The 13,962-nt window shown below is 62.2% G+C and carries 13 protein-coding genes; 6 read left to right on the forward strand and 7 right to left on the reverse strand.

Annotation, left to right across the window (positions count from 1 at the left end; translation table 11 throughout):
* Positions 1–110: 110 nt before the first annotated feature.
* Entirely contained in the window at positions 111–842 is a 732-nt protein-coding gene (locus LGH70_RS11030) for a L,D-transpeptidase family protein (protein ID WP_226185502.1), read from the reverse strand.
* A gap of 284 nt (positions 843–1,126) precedes the next feature.
* Between LGH70_RS11030 and LGH70_RS11035 the strand changes: the two genes are divergently transcribed.
* The 4 genes from LGH70_RS11035 (at position 1,127) to LGH70_RS11050 (ending at position 4,341) form a co-directional block, all read left to right on the forward strand.
* Positions 1,127–2,092 carry an alpha/beta hydrolase gene (locus tag LGH70_RS11035; RefSeq protein WP_226185503.1) on the forward strand — a complete coding sequence of 322 codons (966 nt, stop codon included), beginning with the start codon at positions 1,127–1,129 and terminating at the stop codon, positions 2,090–2,092.
* 94 nt (positions 2,093–2,186) lie between these two features.
* Positions 2,187–3,098, forward strand: coding sequence for a glycerophosphodiester phosphodiesterase (locus tag LGH70_RS11040; RefSeq protein ID WP_226185504.1), 912 nt, complete (start codon positions 2,187–2,189; stop codon positions 3,096–3,098).
* 179 nt (positions 3,099–3,277) lie between these two features.
* On the forward strand, positions 3,278–3,475 hold the full coding sequence (locus tag LGH70_RS11045) for a hypothetical protein (RefSeq protein ID WP_226185505.1): 198 nt from the start codon (positions 3,278–3,280) through the stop codon (positions 3,473–3,475).
* A 116-nt stretch (positions 3,476–3,591) separates the two neighbouring features.
* Positions 3,592–4,341: a J domain-containing protein gene (locus LGH70_RS11050; RefSeq protein ID WP_226185509.1), complete on the forward strand. Its 750-nt coding sequence runs from the start codon at positions 3,592–3,594 to the stop codon at positions 4,339–4,341.
* 90 nt (positions 4,342–4,431) lie between these two features.
* Here the strand turns inward: LGH70_RS11050 and LGH70_RS11055 are convergent, their stop codons facing one another.
* The 3 genes from LGH70_RS11055 to LGH70_RS11065 form a co-directional block, all read right to left on the reverse strand.
* A complete protein-coding gene (locus tag LGH70_RS11055; RefSeq protein WP_226185511.1) occupies positions 4,432–6,027 on the reverse strand; it encodes an SBBP repeat-containing protein in 1,596 nt (531 codons plus the stop codon).
* Between the two features lie 712 nt (positions 6,028–6,739).
* Positions 6,740–7,477 (reverse strand): metal-dependent hydrolase, encoded by a 738-nt coding sequence (locus tag LGH70_RS11060; RefSeq protein WP_226185513.1) that lies wholly within the window; start codon positions 7,475–7,477, stop codon positions 6,740–6,742.
* Positions 7,478–7,611: 134 nt separating this feature from the next.
* Entirely contained in the window at positions 7,612–7,899 is a 288-nt protein-coding gene (locus tag LGH70_RS11065; RefSeq protein ID WP_226185515.1) for a hypothetical protein, read from the reverse strand.
* Between the two features lie 243 nt (positions 7,900–8,142).
* On the opposite strand from LGH70_RS11065, the gene LGH70_RS11070 reads away from it, so the two are divergent.
* Positions 8,143–9,753, forward strand: a complete 1,611-nt coding sequence (locus LGH70_RS11070; RefSeq protein ID WP_226185520.1) for a T9SS type A sorting domain-containing protein — start codon at positions 8,143–8,145, stop codon at positions 9,751–9,753.
* Between the two features lie 174 nt (positions 9,754–9,927).
* Here the strand turns inward: LGH70_RS11070 and LGH70_RS11075 are convergent, their stop codons facing one another.
* Together LGH70_RS11075 and LGH70_RS11080 are read right to left on the reverse strand one after the other, a co-directional pair.
* A complete protein-coding gene (locus tag LGH70_RS11075) occupies positions 9,928–10,371 on the reverse strand; it encodes a hypothetical protein (RefSeq protein ID WP_226185522.1) in 444 nt (147 codons plus the stop codon).
* An 82-nt stretch (positions 10,372–10,453) separates the two neighbouring features.
* Entirely contained in the window at positions 10,454–10,792 is a 339-nt protein-coding gene (locus LGH70_RS11080) for a winged helix-turn-helix transcriptional regulator (RefSeq protein WP_226185523.1), read from the reverse strand.
* 169 nt (positions 10,793–10,961) lie between these two features.
* Here LGH70_RS11080 and LGH70_RS11085 point away from each other — a divergent pair, with 169 nt between their 5' ends.
* Positions 10,962–11,723 carry an MBL fold metallo-hydrolase gene (locus tag LGH70_RS11085; RefSeq protein ID WP_226185524.1) on the forward strand — a complete coding sequence of 254 codons (762 nt, stop codon included), beginning with the start codon at positions 10,962–10,964 and terminating at the stop codon, positions 11,721–11,723.
* Between the two features lie 222 nt (positions 11,724–11,945).
* On the opposite strand, the gene LGH70_RS11090 is transcribed toward LGH70_RS11085, so the two are convergent.
* Positions 11,946–12,653 (reverse strand): hypothetical protein, encoded by a 708-nt coding sequence (locus tag LGH70_RS11090; protein ID WP_226185525.1) that lies wholly within the window; start codon positions 12,651–12,653, stop codon positions 11,946–11,948.
* Positions 12,654–13,962: the final 1,309 nt, after the last annotated feature.

Raw genomic sequence — 13,962 nt, forward strand, 5'->3', positions numbered from 1 at the left:
AATCAGGGCTAAGATAGAAGGAGGAACCTTTAGGTTAAGACAGCATAAGAAAATGATGAAGCGCGAATAAGAGAAGGTAAAAATGGGGGCGTAATTATTTCAGGATTCTGCTACCGCACTACATACATGCCATTGGCCTGCACTTCCACCGCTGCCGGCGTCAGGTGCTCGTCGAAGTAGGAAAAGCCGGGCTGCAACGTTTGCCAGAAGCCGTAGTTCACATTCTGGCGGTAGCGCTCCATGTTCTGGGCATTCATCTCGAAGGGAAAAATGTGCAGCTGCATATCCTGCTGGCCGGCGCTGCGGGCTTCCAGGGCCAGCAGGTATACTTCCTGAATACAGTCGTCGGTGATGGGCAGGCAGCCAACCGTGACGTTGGAGCCGTGCACGAAGATGTGGCTGCCGGGGTTGGGGCCGCCCAAAGCCCGGTCGGAGGCGTTGGGGTAGTCTAGGCCCAGCGACATGTAGTAGGTGCTGATGGGGTTGAACCGGTCGATGCGGTAGAAACCTTCGGGCACTTGGTTGTCACCCTCGCGGCGCTTGGGGCCCAGGCTGCCCGAGGTACCGGCCAAAGGGTAGGTGCGCAGCAGCTGAAACGTGGCCTCGCCCTGGTTGCGGCCCCAGGCTTCGAGCCGACGGCCAACCTTGAACACCCGGAAAAACACTTCAAGCCGGGCCGGGTCGATGCGGCGGCTACGGAGCAGCGTCTGCAGCTGGGGCCATTTGTGGGCGTAGGCCAGGCGCACCCGCGGATACGTCAGCTGATATTCCCGAAAAGCCGATTTCGGCGGGCCCGCCGACAGCAGCAGCAGCAAGCAGGCCGCCAGTATACAAGTTCGCATGAAAGAGGTGCCCGCAACAGGCAGTGTCCAAACACACCGCCGCGCCAAGCTACGGCAAGGAACGGCCGCACAAGAATAAATAGTATGCTATATAGGAGAAAAACGCCCCGCCGTTTCCTGCGTTACTGCTTTTGATGGCAGTTGTCTGATGGTAGTCGTTGGCTTAGAGCGCCTCAGCCATAGTAACCGTCCGTCATGTTTGATCTGGCGTCCGCGCAGGCGAAGCATGACGTTCTGATGATTTCCTCCCGTAATACCGCTACCGACCCACTTTTCCCCGCCGCATGGCCGAAACCCGCTACCAACCCGATGTGCTCGGGCCCGACTTCGAGCAGCTTGTGCTTCCCCAGCCCGCCGACTACGAAGGCCCCGTGGTGAGCACGCTCGTGCGCGCCTGCCACGCGCCGGCCGGCAGCCGGGCGGTGCTTTACGTGCACGGCTTCACCGACTACTTCTTTCAGCGCGACATGGCCGCCGAGTACCAGCGCCACGGCTTCCGCTTCTACGCCCTGGATTTGCGCAAATACGGCCGCTCCTGGCTGCCCCACCAGACGCCGAACAACGTGCGCGACCTGCGCGAGTACTACCCCGACCTGGACGCGGCCCTGACCACCATGCTGGCCGAGGGTAACTGCACCATCGTGCTCAGCGGCCACTCCACAGGCGGCCTCATTGTGGCGCTCTACGCCCAGGAAGGTGCGCTGCGGGCCTCGGTAGCGGCCCTGTTTCTGAATAGCCCATTTCTGGAAATGCACCAAAGCTGGCTCAATCGCAAAGTGGCCATTCCGCTGGCCGCCAGGATAGGACGGTGGGTGCCGGGCCTGAAGCTGCCGGCCAATCTGCCCACCGAATACGGCCAGAGCCTGCACCAGCGCTACCACGGCGAGTGGGACTATCATTTGCCCTGGAAGCCGCTGGAGGTGTTTCCAGTGAATACGGGCTGGCTGCGTGCCATTCACACCGGGCACCAGCGCATTGCCCGCGGCCTGAGCATCCGGCAGCCCGTGCTGGTAATGCACTCCGATAAAACCGTCACCGATTCGGGCTGGAGCGAGCAGTACTTCGAGGCCGATGGCGTGCTGAACGTGCGCCACATCCGGGAGCTGAGTCCGCGGCTGGGCCCGCGCGTGACGGTAGCCACGATTCCGGGCGGCATGCACGATTTGGTGTTGTCGCGGCCGGCGGTGCGGGCTCTGGTGTACCGGGAGCTGTTTCAGTGGCTGGGGGCCGTGCTGCCCACCAGCGGGTAGCCGCTTTAAGTGCGTCGGCTTTTCTAACCGAAGGGGCCCGAAGCGGTTATAGGAGTGCCCGCTCCCCGGTAGTCGTACCCCATGTAGTGACGCCATGAAAACCAACTTCGGCAGCCTGCTGGTGGCAGGAATATTGAGTTGCAGCCTCCCGGCCCGGGCCCAGGAAGGCGCCGAATCGTTGCGGCGGGCGCCGGGCCGGCCAGTGGTAGTGGGGCACGCCGGCTCGGGCTTCTTTACGCCCCTGAATCCGTTCAACCCTTTGCCCCCAAGCAGCCTGCGCAGTGCGCTAAAGGCCCTGCAGGACGGCGCCGAGGGCCTGGAAATCGACCTGCAGCTCAGCCAGGACAGTGTGCCCGTGCTCTACCACGACCAGACGCTGGACTCGATGACCAAAACCGGCCGGGGCTGCACCAATGAGCATCCGGCCGCCGCCCTGACCCGGCTGCGTTACCGAGGCGGCTGGCCCTACGACTGGTTTCAGCATGAGCGGCTCGTGACCCTGGACACGCTGCTGGCCCGCCTGGCCCACCGCCCGCAGTATCCTTACCTGCATCTGGATCTGCACGAAAATCTGCCCTGTCTGAGTCCTGAGCAGGTGCAGCGTAACTCGGCGGCTCTGGTGCGGCAACTGGTCAGAACCCTGCGGCAGTATAAGGTGCCGCCGGGCCGCATCCTGCTCGTTTCGGCCCGGCTGCCCACGCTGCGCTACTTCCGCCAGCTGTGGCCGGCCGTGCCCCTGGGCTACGAAATCACCGGTGACTTTGCTGCCAACCTGACCCTGGCCCAGGCCGAGCAGGTGCAGGCCGTCGTCATCAGCGACGCGCTGGCTACGCCCGGGAATACGGGCCAAGCTCATGCCGCCGACCTGGCCGTGGTGACATTCGGGGCCCGTTCCCGCCGGAGTATCCGGCGGGTGCTGGCGGCCGGCCCCGATGCCTACGAGGTGGATTCCGTGCCCAGGCTGATTAGGCTACTCGGCCGCCGGACTGCTGCTTCCAGGCCCTAAAAGCGCGGGTGACGATGGGCGGCCGCCACCTCCGGATAGGGAATATAGTCGTTTGCAGATGAAAAGAAGGTATCGGGCTAAAAAGCCAGCAGGGCGGGGCCGGAGTGCTTCTCTTTGAGAAAAATACGGCGGCGCTCCGCTGACCGTAGGCACTCCACTTCTCTAACCCGCTCTACCCCATGCACACCTCTATTCTGCGTCCCGTTCTGGCCCTGGCCCTCGTTCTGCTGCTGGTTTCCTCCGTGGCGGCCCTGGCCGGCAACCCGTATGCGCGGGCCCAGCAGCGCGGCCGCCGCTACGTGCACCGGCCCGTGTATAAGTACTACCAGCCCCAGGCCCATAAAGCGCACCGCTCGTTCGCGCTGTTTCGCAAGTAGCCGCGCCGGCGCACCGGGCGTCTGGGCCTGGTGGCAAGAAATATCCGGCTGGGCCATAGCAGGGGCGGGCGGGGTTTGCTATTTTAGGCTTTCCCCGACAGAGTCAAGCTCCTTCCATGCAGGATTATTACCGCCTTCTGGGCGTCCCGGTTACGGCCAGCCCGCTGGAAATTGAGCGGGCCTATCAGCAGCAAAAAGCCCGGCTGAGCCGCCGCACCGCCGATCCGGCCATGAAGGCTCGCCTGCAGGAAGTGCACACCGGCTACGAAATTCTGGGCAACCCCGGCCGGCGCCTGGCCTACAACGTACTGCTGGCCCAGGAGCCGCCCCCGCCCGCGCCGCCCCCGGATGCCCTGCAGCTGATGCTGGCGCGCTACGCCCCGGCCGCCCGCTGGCTGAATGCGGCCCTGGTGGCCTTCTGCCTGCTGCTGGCCCTCGACTGGGCGCTGCCGCCGCGCGAGTTTGCTGGTGAGGTGGTGCTGGTGCGCCGCATCGTGTCGGTGTCGTCCTCCGCCTCCGATCCGCAGATGGCCTACGACGTGACCACGCCGCGCACCGCGTTTCGGGTGCCCAGCCGGTTTGGGCACCGCGTCCGTAAGGGCCAGCGCCTGACTGCCGTGAGCCAGACGCCGCTGCTGGGTGTGGTGCGCCGCATCAGCGCCCCGCCCACGGTGCCCGGCGAGGCATCCGTCATCAAGGTGTCCGGCGGCAATATCTACGGCTCGTTTGGCCTGCTGCCAGTGGTGCTGTTCGTGGTGGCAGTATTGGGGCTGCTGCCCGGCCGCTCCCCCGAAATGCGCGTCAACACGGCGGTGGTAGCTTTTCTGCTGGCCGTAGTGGCCTTGGTGGTGCTGGTTTGGTTTTAGGTTTGACCTATGAACAAGCAAAAAGGCTCCGCAGCACTGCGGAGCCTTTTTGCTTGATTGGCCGGCCGAACGGCAAGCCACGCGGCCTTACTACCGAACCGTTACCAGCTGGCTGCTCACTTCCGGGCCACCTTCCAGATTCAATACATACAGGCCGCTGGGCAGCGTGGAAATATCGAACTGGGCCTCGGTGCCGCGCAGGGTTTGCTGGGCGACAATCCGGCCGAAGGAATTGTAGAGCGTCGCCTTTAGCGTCTGCGGCGCTTCAGAGGCGGGCACGCGCAGGGTGAAACGGCCCTGGGCCGGGTTCGGGAATACGGTGCATTCCAGTGCTGCCACTTCGCGGCGGCCAGTAGTCGTGGGGGCGCCGAAGCGGGCCAGGTAGCAGTTGGTTGCCGTGCCCGACGTGGCATAGGGGCCAAACTGGCAGGTGCCGGTGGCGGTGCCGGCCGTATACACGTTGCCGCGCCCATCCACTACCAGGCTGCTGCCGGTGCTGGTGCCGGGGCCGCCCACCAGCGTGGTGCTGGCTACCTGACCGTTGGCCTGGAAGCGGGTAATAAAGGCCTGGCTGTTGGCCTGGGAGCCGGTCAGGTAAGCCTGGCTGGTGGTTTGGTCGACGGCAATATCGGTGGGAAAATCGTAGTTGGGGCCGCCCAAGGCCGTGGCCCACTCACTCTGGCCCTGCGCGTTGTAGCGGGTCAGGAAGATGTCGGCGCTGCCGGTGCTGGTGAGCGTGGTGGTACCAAACGTGGCCGAGCCGCTGAAGCTTTCGGCCAGGTAAATCTTGCCGGCCGCATCGGTAGCCAGGCTGCGCCCGTCGCCGTAGCCGGCCGTAGCCTTGGCCCACCGCAGCTGCCCCGTGCGGGCGTCGAAGCGCACCAGAAACAGGTTGCTGTCGAAGTTGGCGGGCAGTAGCGTGGTGCCATTAACAATCAAGGTTGAGGAGAAATTACCGCTCACGTAGCAGCTGCCGGCCGCATCCACAGCCGTGGCCCGGGCCGCGCTGCTGCCGTAGCTACCCGCCGGCGCATCCCACACGTTCACCCAGCGCAAAGCGCCCTGCGACGTGTAGCTGGCCGTGAAGGCCTGATTTTGCCGGTTATTGAAGCTGCGGCTGCCAAACTGCACGGTGGCGCCGCTCACCGCGCCGCTCACGTAGCTGTTACCTGCCGCGTCGGCCGCTACCGACCAGCCCGTGTTCGGGGAGGCGTATATATCGGGGCCGGTGCTGCTGGCCTGCCGCACCCACCCGATGGAGCCGTTAGCATTGTATTTCAGCAGCAGCACATCGTCGGCATCGAGGCTCTGGGAGCTGATGCGGCCGTTGCCGTACGTAAGCGTGCCGCGAAAGGCCCCGGTGAGGTAGCCGTTGCCGTTGCGGTCGACGGCCAGGCTGGTGGGCAGCACGTCGTTGCTGGTGGGCACCTTTGTTACCTGCTGCACCTGGCCGCTGGCGTTGAGGCGGGCGATATAGAGGCAGCGGCCGGTGTGGGTAAGCAGCCGGTTGCTGAGTTGCAGGCTGTTGTCGAAGCGGCCCGTCACGAGAAAGTCGCCGCTGGGCAGCAGGGCCACGTCCGAAACGGTGTTGGTGCCGGCCACGGTGTGCAGCCAGGTCCAGGTGGGAGTTTGGGCTTGAACGGTGAGGGTGAGCAGCAGGGCGAGAGCAAGAAAAAGTTGTTTCATAGGGCAAGGAAATGGAGAAAGAATGAGTGGGAAATGGGAGAAAAATGTGGTTTAGTTGCAATGAGGCGTTACACGGCGCTGCCAGCGGCAGCCCGTAACGGGCAGTTGACCACGGAAAAAGCAAAGGCGGGGAGGTGCGCAGAGGCCGCAATGGGGCCTCACGAGCAGGAGAAAGCAGCTGCGGGAGAAAACAACGGCGGCTGGCGAAGCGCGAGCCGGGGAAACCAAGAAGAATTCAGAGGAAACTATACCGAATAGACCACATCCCGGCCAGTCCGCGCAACGGCGGCTGGTACTCAGGTGGCTAGAGTAACTGTCTGATAAATAACGAACTACTTGCTGTCTGTCCAACGGCAGCGGGTAAACAACCTACCAACTGCTGACCAAGCTCTTTGTACAATGCTTCCAAAAGCCCGGTACCACGATCCAACCTCTTATCCTGATAATGAAAGTATAAAATCTTATTTATAAATGTCATTATCCAAGAAAAAAATAATTCGGGCTTCCTGCTTGGCTAAGCGCCTACGGTTCTGCTGCTTACTCTCACAAAAGCGGGCTTAGCGGCTGGAAACCCCTAAAAACCAAGCGCTGGCTTTTGCCAGCGCCAGAGCTAAAAAACTAAAAAGTATTTTATCAACGCGGCATAGTACTGAGCGTAGGCGGCAAGAGCGTCCTGCCCGGCTTGCGGCTTCACCCTCAACTGCTTGCCGCACTAGGGGATAAGCCTTGCCAGTTCCAGCGTGTCGCCGGCCCGCAGGGCGTGTACCGTCACGGCATCGGCAGGGGTGAGGTGGGCCTGCAGCTGCTCGGGTGTGCCCGGCAGGGAGGCAAACGTGCCGTAGTGGAACGGCACCACGTGCTTCACCCGCAGCAGGCGTGCGGCGTAGGCCGCCTCGCGCGGACCCATCGTGTACCGGTCGCCGATGGGCAGCAGGGCTACGGTGGGCCGGTAGAAGTCGGCCAGCAGACGCATGTCACCGAAGAGGCCGGTGTCGCCGGCGGCGTAGAGCACCGTGCCGTCGGAGAAGCCCAGGATGTAGCCTACGGCCTCATGTTGGAAGCCAGTTTTGTCCTCCGGCAAATCCACGTGGGCCGCGTGCTGGGCCACGGTCATGGTCAGGCGTAGATCCAGCACGTCGATGCCACCACCCACGTTCATGGGCTCGAACTGCCCGGGCGGCACACCCTGCTCATAGAGGTAGAAGCGCACGGGCGCGGGCGCCACTACTTTGGCGCCGGTGCGGGCCAGCAAAGCCGGCAGCTCGGGGTCGAAATGGTCGTCGTGGCCGTGGGTGATGAGCACCAGGTCGGCCCGCTCCTGCTCCCGCAGCTCCACGGGCACGTACGGGTTGCTACGCAGCCACGGGTCGAGCAGAATGATGCGGCCCTCGGGGGTGGTGATGCGGAAGCTGGCGTGGCCGAGCAGCTGGAGCCGAGTGGAAGCGGACATAGGGCAGAGAAACAGGCAGAAGATCTATCCGGCCGCAAAATAGCACCAAGCCGATATTTCAGCTGGTTGTCCTTGCGTTATTCTCCCGGCGCAGGCCTCCCGGCACTTAGCAGCGGGGCGGAAGCCGACCGGACTCAGCCCCAGATGGGCTGCCAGGGCTGCTCGGCTACGGCGGCCGTATTGGTCGAGAGAAAGTCGTTGTAGAGCTGCTCAGCCTGCCCCTGGTTAATGAGCGGCCCGCCTTCTATGGGTAACACTAGCAGCGGCGCATTGGGGCTCAGGTGCAGGGCCGTGCTTAGCTCCCGCTGCAGCTGGGCCGCGTCGCCCTCGTAGACTTCCTGGATTTTTACGACGGTCAGGGGCTGGCCCTGGTGCTCGATGCGGGCGAATACGCCGGCCGGAATAATGGGGTTAGGTTCCATACCAGAATCAGTGAGGTGGTGCAACCGGGTACGCGGAAGTAGGCTCTGGTGGTTGTGCGGCCGCGGCCCGGCCCACCGGCCACCCCGAAAAAAGCCGCCCCGTTGCCGCCGGCCATAATGGAATTGGCAGGAATAAACCAAGGATACGACCCGCCGGCAAGGGGCCTAAATCCTATATTTGTTGCCAACCAATGCTCTGAGGAGCGTTACGTTCTTCTTTTTCTTATTTCTAGTCATTTACCTATGAAGATTTCTACCTCTTTCCTTGCCCTGGCTTTGTTCGGGCTGCCAGCAGTGGGGGCTCAGGCCCAAACCAGCCCTTCCTGGGCCAGCGTGCGGCGTATTTCGAGCACCAACGGTGAAAGCAACGGCCGTAGTATTGCCGTAGCGGCCGACGGCAGCCAGTATGTAAGCGGAGTGTTTGATGGCACTATCACGCTGGGCAGCACCACGCTGCGGGCCGGGGCCGGCGACGGCCATATCTACCTGGCCAAGTACGATGCGGCCGGCACCGTGCTGTGGGCTACGGCCGTTGAGAGCAGTGGCTCCGAATTCTTCGGCCGGGTGGCCATCGATGCAGCCGGCAACGCGTATCTGACGGGCTATTTCGAACAGCTGCTCACGGCGGGCACTACTTCCTTGACCAGTATCGGCAACGAGGCGTACGTGCTGAAATACAATGCCCAGGGCGTGCTGCAGTGGGCCAAGCAGGGCGGGGCCTCGGGCACCTACGCACAGGGCATCGATGTCGACGCCAGCGGCAACGTGACTATTGCCGGTGATTTCAGCAGCTCCGTCAGCTTTGGCACCACTACCCCGCTCACGGGCGGTGGTGTATTCCTGTACCGCTTTTCGCCCACTGGCACGGTGCTGCTGGCCAAGCAGGTAAGCTCCTCCGGCTTCACGAACGCCGCCGCCGTTGATGGCGCCGGCAATACCTACATTACCGGCGGATTCGACTCCGGCTTCACCTACGGCAATACCACCCTGGCCAGCGCGGGCGGCGTCGATATTTTCCTGGTAAAAGTGGATGCGGCCGGCAACGTGGTGTGGGCCCGGCGCGACGGGGGCGTGAATGAGGACAACAGCCAGAACATTGCCCTCGATGCCAACGGCAACCCGCTGCTCTGCGGCTATTACGACGGGGTATCGAACACCAACGGCGAAACCAGCAAGATTTACGTGGCCCGCTACACCAAAGACGGTATCCAGCTCTGGGCGCGGCAGATCAGCTCCAGCGTTGCCAGCTTCCAGACGGCCACGGCTGCCGCCTACGACGGCCGGGGTGGCTACTATGTCACGGGCAGCATCCAGGGCACTACCACGTTCGGTACCACGGCGCTCAGCGCCGTGGGCGAAAACATGTTTGTGGCCCGCTACGACAGCCCCGGCAATGTGCTGTGGGCCGCCCGGGTGGCGGGCACCAACCCGGTTACGGATGCTTCCATCGGGTTTGGCATCGACACCGACGCCAGCGGCAATGCCTACGTAACCGGGGCTATTGTGGGCAATGCGACCTTCGGCACCCTGAACAGCAGCGGCGCCGGTATTAATACGTTTGTAGCCAAGCTCAACGCGGGCGGCACGGTGGCCTCCACGCGCCCCGCCACTGCCGCTCTGAAGCTGAGTTTGTACCCCAACCCGGCTGCGGGCAGCACGAGCCTGCTGCTGCCCGCAGCCGGCGGCCGCCTTGTGCTCAGCGACGTGCTGGGCCGCACCGTGCGCGAGCAGCAGCTGCCCCCGGTGGCCGGCGCCTGCCCCGTGTCGCTCGATGGCCTTACGCCCGGCCTCTACCAGCTGCGCGCCACGCTCGGCAACGGCCAGGTAGGCACCGCGGCCCTGACGGTACGCTAGGCTCGGCCGGCAACCATTGTTATCTGAAAAGAGCCTGGCTACTCAGCCAGGCTCTTTTTGCTTTAAAGCGACCAGCCAGCACAGGCGCCGCACCCTGCTGATCTACCAGGTGCTGGCCGATGAGAGTGGCTATTTGCTGGGCCACAACCAGCTCGGTGGCCCACCCGCAACAGCCTACAGAATGCGCGTCACGTCCAGCGTCGGCTGCCCGGCCACGGTGTCCGGCAGCTGGGTGCGGCCCAGCAGCTGGGCCAGAGGCTTAGGCAGCGTACCTATCAGCAGGGGCGCCACGGGCCGGGCCACAAGGTGGTAGCGGGTATCGGCGCGCTCGTGCAGGCGGGTTTTCTCGAACGAGAACAGGCCGCGCCGGGCGTAGCGGGCAAAGCTCTGGTAGCTGCCAGCTTCCTCGGTGCCATCTTCCCCGGTGGCAGCCTCGGCGGCCGTGGTGTCGGGCAGGGTCAGGAAGTACTGGTGCAGCTCCAGCAGCACCTCCTGGGAGGCCGCCACCGATTCGGGCAGGATGCCGCCGCCCGAGGCCACGTGCAGGATGTGGCCCTGGCTGTCGGTGGCAAACCAATCGATGTCGGCGTCTTCCTGGTCTAGTTCGTCGATGCGCATGGGGTGGGCGTGGGAGTTGATAGGAGGAGCAAAAGTAGCCCGAAAGTTTGGCCGCGCTATTGGCCTGGCCCTGACTGCTGCCTCAGGAAATCTGCACCACACCCTCAATATGGGTCATGGCCCACTGGTCGAGGCGGCGCAGGATGGGGCCCAGTTCGGTGCCTTTCGCGGAAAGCTGGTAGGTGACTTCGGGCGGGAAGCCGTTGTGCACGGTGCGCTCTACCAGGCCGGCCGTTTCCAGCTGCCGCAGCTGTTCCAGCAGCACTTTCTTGGATACCCGCGGAATGCCGCGCCATAGCTCGGTGAAGCGCCGCGGGCCGCCAAACAGGTGGAAGAGGATGATGGGCTTCCACTTGCCCGCCAGCAGACCCAGGGCCACGCGGGTGGCGCAGAATTCGACGTCGTGGTAGGTATGGCGCATGGCAGGAAACGGAGGAGGAAACAAATAAGTGAACGGGTTACCAGCCGGTAACCTTCTTGGGCCGGGCCTGGGGACGGGGTACTTTTGACGGGTTCGGAGCGGGGTCATAACCGCATCCGCTTTGCCTGGGTTCAGGTAGTACCCGGCCACAACTTAACCCGCTTTTGCCATGCAAGTTCAACTAATTCGCAATGCCACGCTGCTGCTCAAGGTAGCGGGCAAAACCCTGCTCGTCGACCCGCTGCTGGCCCCGCGCTTCCAGTACGACCCCATCCCGCAGACGGCCAACACCGTGCGCAACCCGGTGGTAGAGCTGCCTTTTGCCGCCACCGAGCTGCCCGCCCTGGTAGCCTCCCTCGACGCGGTGCTGCTCACCCACACCCACCTCGACCACTGGGACACGGTAGCCCAGCAACTGCTGCCCAAGCACCTGCCCATCCTCTGCCAGCCCGCCGACGTGGAAACCCTGCGCGCCGCCGGCTTCACCCAGGTGCTGCCCGTCGACCCCCAGCTGGAGTGGGAGGGAATCCGCTTTTCCCGCACCGGCGGCCAGCACGGCCTCGGCGAAATCGGGCGGCGTATGGGTACAGTGTCTGGCTTCGTGGTAGACGCCGACGGACAGCGCCTCTATATTGCCGGCGACACCATCTGGTGCGAGGAAGTACGCCAGGCCCTCGACCAGCACCACCCCACGACCATCATAGTAAATGCCGGTGCAGCCCAGTTCCTGCAGGGCGGCGCTATCGTGATGACGGCCGCCGACGTGGCCCAGGTGGCACAACACGCCCCGCAGGCTACCATCCACGCCGTGCACCTGGAAGCCGTGAATCACTGCGCCGAAGACCGCGCCACCACGAAAGCCTACCTCGCCGAGCAGGGCCTCTCTGCCCGCGTGCACGTGCCCGCCGACGGCGAGTGGCTGCCCCTGTAAGGTGACCCTAAATACGCCAGCCCGTCATTTCAAGCTCCGCGAGGAACCTCGCGGGCTGGTGTTGTTTACTCTGTCATCCTGAACGGCGCGAAGCAAAGCGAAGGACCTTACCACGCCAGAACGATTATCGTTGATACGACTCGCTCTAACGTGATAAGGTCCTTCACTGCGTTCAGGATGACAGACGGTTTTGGTAATGCTTACCACTGCCGCCTCACCCGGCTACGCCGCCCCGTTGCCGCCCTTTTTAGCTTCTCCGTCGGGGCCGGGGGCGGCCAGGCGGTAGAGCTGCTGCTTGAGCGGCTCCGATACGAAAGCCACCTTGGCGGCCTTGCTCAGCTGCTGGCCGAAGTTGTAGGCCGCATTCTGGAGGCGCACGTAGTCGTCGGTGCCTTCGGTGTTGCTGCCTTTGCGCATTTCCTGCTCGGTATCGGCCTGGTCGAGGCTTTTGGCCAGCTGCTGCAGGGCCGCCAACTTTTCCTGGCTGAAGCCGTGCTTGGTCAGCTCGGCCTGGTCGCGGGTGGCGCTGCTGATGGCGCCGGGCAGCAGGGCGCGCATCTTATCGTGCTTCTGCCGGGCCTGGGCATACTGCTTTTTGCCGTACTGGTCGAGGCGGCCGGTGTTGCCGGGAAAGGCCTGCTCCACGTAGTAAAACAGGCTCTGCACCTGGGTGCGGGCCAGTTCCATGAGGGCCGTCACCGCCTGGGTGTCTTCTTTCAGGTCGGAGCGCAGGGCCGTGCCCGAGGGAGTAGTTTCGGCCGCTTCCAGGGCCGCGAGCCACTGCTGGCCGAAGGCGGCGGTAAAGGTGGGATTGAAGGCCGTGAACTTTGCCAGATCAGTAAGGTAATGCCCGTGCATGGTGCGCATATCCTGGCGCATCTTGCTGTCGGTGCTGAGGTACTGCCGCACCTCGGGCTTGTTTTTTTTCATACGGATAGAAGGGTAGGGATGAATACTATCCGTAACATTAGCCAAAGCCGGCTGCGCTGGCAATAGACTAATAGCCAGTGCAGTACGCAAAGGCATATTGCCGCTATAAACGGGAAGTACAGCGGTACAAACGCCCGTCACGCTGGCGTGAATGATCTTCTAAGCGCCGTGAATGATGTTCTAAGTCGCGTGTACAGGGTGCTAAGAGGCGTGAACAATCTTCTAAGCGGTGTGAACGAGGTTCTAAGCCCCGTGAACGACCTTCTAAGGCCCGTGCAGCATCTTCTAAGCGCCATGAATGACCTTCTAAGCGGTGTGAAGGAGCTTCTAAGCGGTGTGAAGGAGCTTCTAAGCAGCGGGAGTGGCCGCCGAAGCGGCGGGGGTGAGAGGAGAAACGAAACCGGTCCGCTGGCCTGCTTCGCAGTCGCTCGGCTATGCCGAGTGACCACTACGCTTTGAGCAGCTCTGCTGCGAATCAGGCCGTGCCATTAGCATCGGTATATGGCCTGGGACGCTCGCGGCAAAGCCGCTCCGGCGTAGTGGTCACTCGGCACAGCCGAGCGACTGCCGGGGCCCCTCAATTACTTTGGCCTTTTCTGTAAGGGTGACATTAGGCGTAAGAGCACGAGCTGACAACAGTAAGAAACCAAGCAGGCAAACAACGCCTATACTTGGTGCCCCGTGGATCAATAGCTCTTTGATAGCCACCAAAGCAAATAAAGGGAGAAGAATCAACAGAATCAACCACCTTTTTAGTCTAGACGAGTGAAAACCTAATTAGGTATTCCGCATAGTAAAAGGTATGTGCCAACCAATCTATATTTCCTGCTGAGCTATTTTGGTGCAGTGTATAAAGGCAATTTTTCCTGACTGTTTTTAATTAGCGTTTCACTGCCCGAGAGGTTGATTATAAACAGGATTGTCGGGTACATATTCGATAAGTATTGTGTCGCCAATATGTAGGCTAGGTCTGCGTGAATCGCCCTGATAAATATTGCCGTTTAAAGTAAATTGGTACGAATACGAAAACTCATGGCTCACAGGGCTATTGCCAAAAAAGTTCTTTTGGTTAATGATTACTGCTTTGGTTGAAACGGTTTTCTTGCTTAGCGCACGAGACCTGACAGCGCCTTGAATACAGGTGTAAAGGAAATAGCCTGGGATAATTGTTATATATATTAACCTTAGCCAAAACGCAAAGTTGAAGCGATGCTTCAACGGTGTTGATTTATTCTTTCTGCCCTGCCTTGCCATTATTATACATCGACTGATAAATTAAGCCGCATTCAACAAAAGCCCGTCATGCTGC

This window comes from Hymenobacter nitidus (genome assembly GCF_020447315.1).
Classification (GTDB): Bacteria; Bacteroidota; Bacteroidia; order Cytophagales; family Hymenobacteraceae; genus Hymenobacter; species Hymenobacter nitidus.

What these genes read in the sequence shown, in the direction of transcription:
- LGH70_RS11030 (WP_226185502.1), bottom strand. Translation starts at nt 842, where the DNA reads ATGCGAACTTGTATACTGGCGGCCTGCTTGCTGCTGCTGCTGTCGGCG.
- LGH70_RS11035 (WP_226185503.1), top strand. Translation starts at nt 1,127, where the DNA reads ATGGCCGAAACCCGCTACCAACCCGATGTGCTCGGGCCCGACTTCGAG.
- LGH70_RS11040 (WP_226185504.1), top strand. Translation starts at nt 2,187, where the DNA reads ATGAAAACCAACTTCGGCAGCCTGCTGGTGGCAGGAATATTGAGTTGC.
- LGH70_RS11045 (WP_226185505.1), top strand. Translation starts at nt 3,278, where the DNA reads ATGCACACCTCTATTCTGCGTCCCGTTCTGGCCCTGGCCCTCGTTCTG.
- LGH70_RS11050 (WP_226185509.1), top strand. Translation starts at nt 3,592, where the DNA reads ATGCAGGATTATTACCGCCTTCTGGGCGTCCCGGTTACGGCCAGCCCG.
- LGH70_RS11055 (WP_226185511.1), bottom strand. Translation starts at nt 6,027, where the DNA reads ATGAAACAACTTTTTCTTGCTCTCGCCCTGCTGCTCACCCTCACCGTT.
- LGH70_RS11060 (WP_226185513.1), bottom strand. Translation starts at nt 7,477, where the DNA reads ATGTCCGCTTCCACTCGGCTCCAGCTGCTCGGCCACGCCAGCTTCCGC.
- LGH70_RS11065 (WP_226185515.1), bottom strand. Translation starts at nt 7,899, where the DNA reads ATGGAACCTAACCCCATTATTCCGGCCGGCGTATTCGCCCGCATCGAG.
- LGH70_RS11070 (WP_226185520.1), top strand. Translation starts at nt 8,143, where the DNA reads ATGAAGATTTCTACCTCTTTCCTTGCCCTGGCTTTGTTCGGGCTGCCA.
- LGH70_RS11075 (WP_226185522.1), bottom strand. Translation starts at nt 10,371, where the DNA reads ATGCGCATCGACGAACTAGACCAGGAAGACGCCGACATCGATTGGTTT.
- LGH70_RS11080 (WP_226185523.1), bottom strand. Translation starts at nt 10,792, where the DNA reads ATGCGCCATACCTACCACGACGTCGAATTCTGCGCCACCCGCGTGGCC.
- LGH70_RS11085 (WP_226185524.1), top strand. Translation starts at nt 10,962, where the DNA reads ATGCAAGTTCAACTAATTCGCAATGCCACGCTGCTGCTCAAGGTAGCG.
- LGH70_RS11090 (WP_226185525.1), bottom strand. Translation starts at nt 12,653, where the DNA reads ATGAAAAAAAACAAGCCCGAGGTGCGGCAGTACCTCAGCACCGACAGC.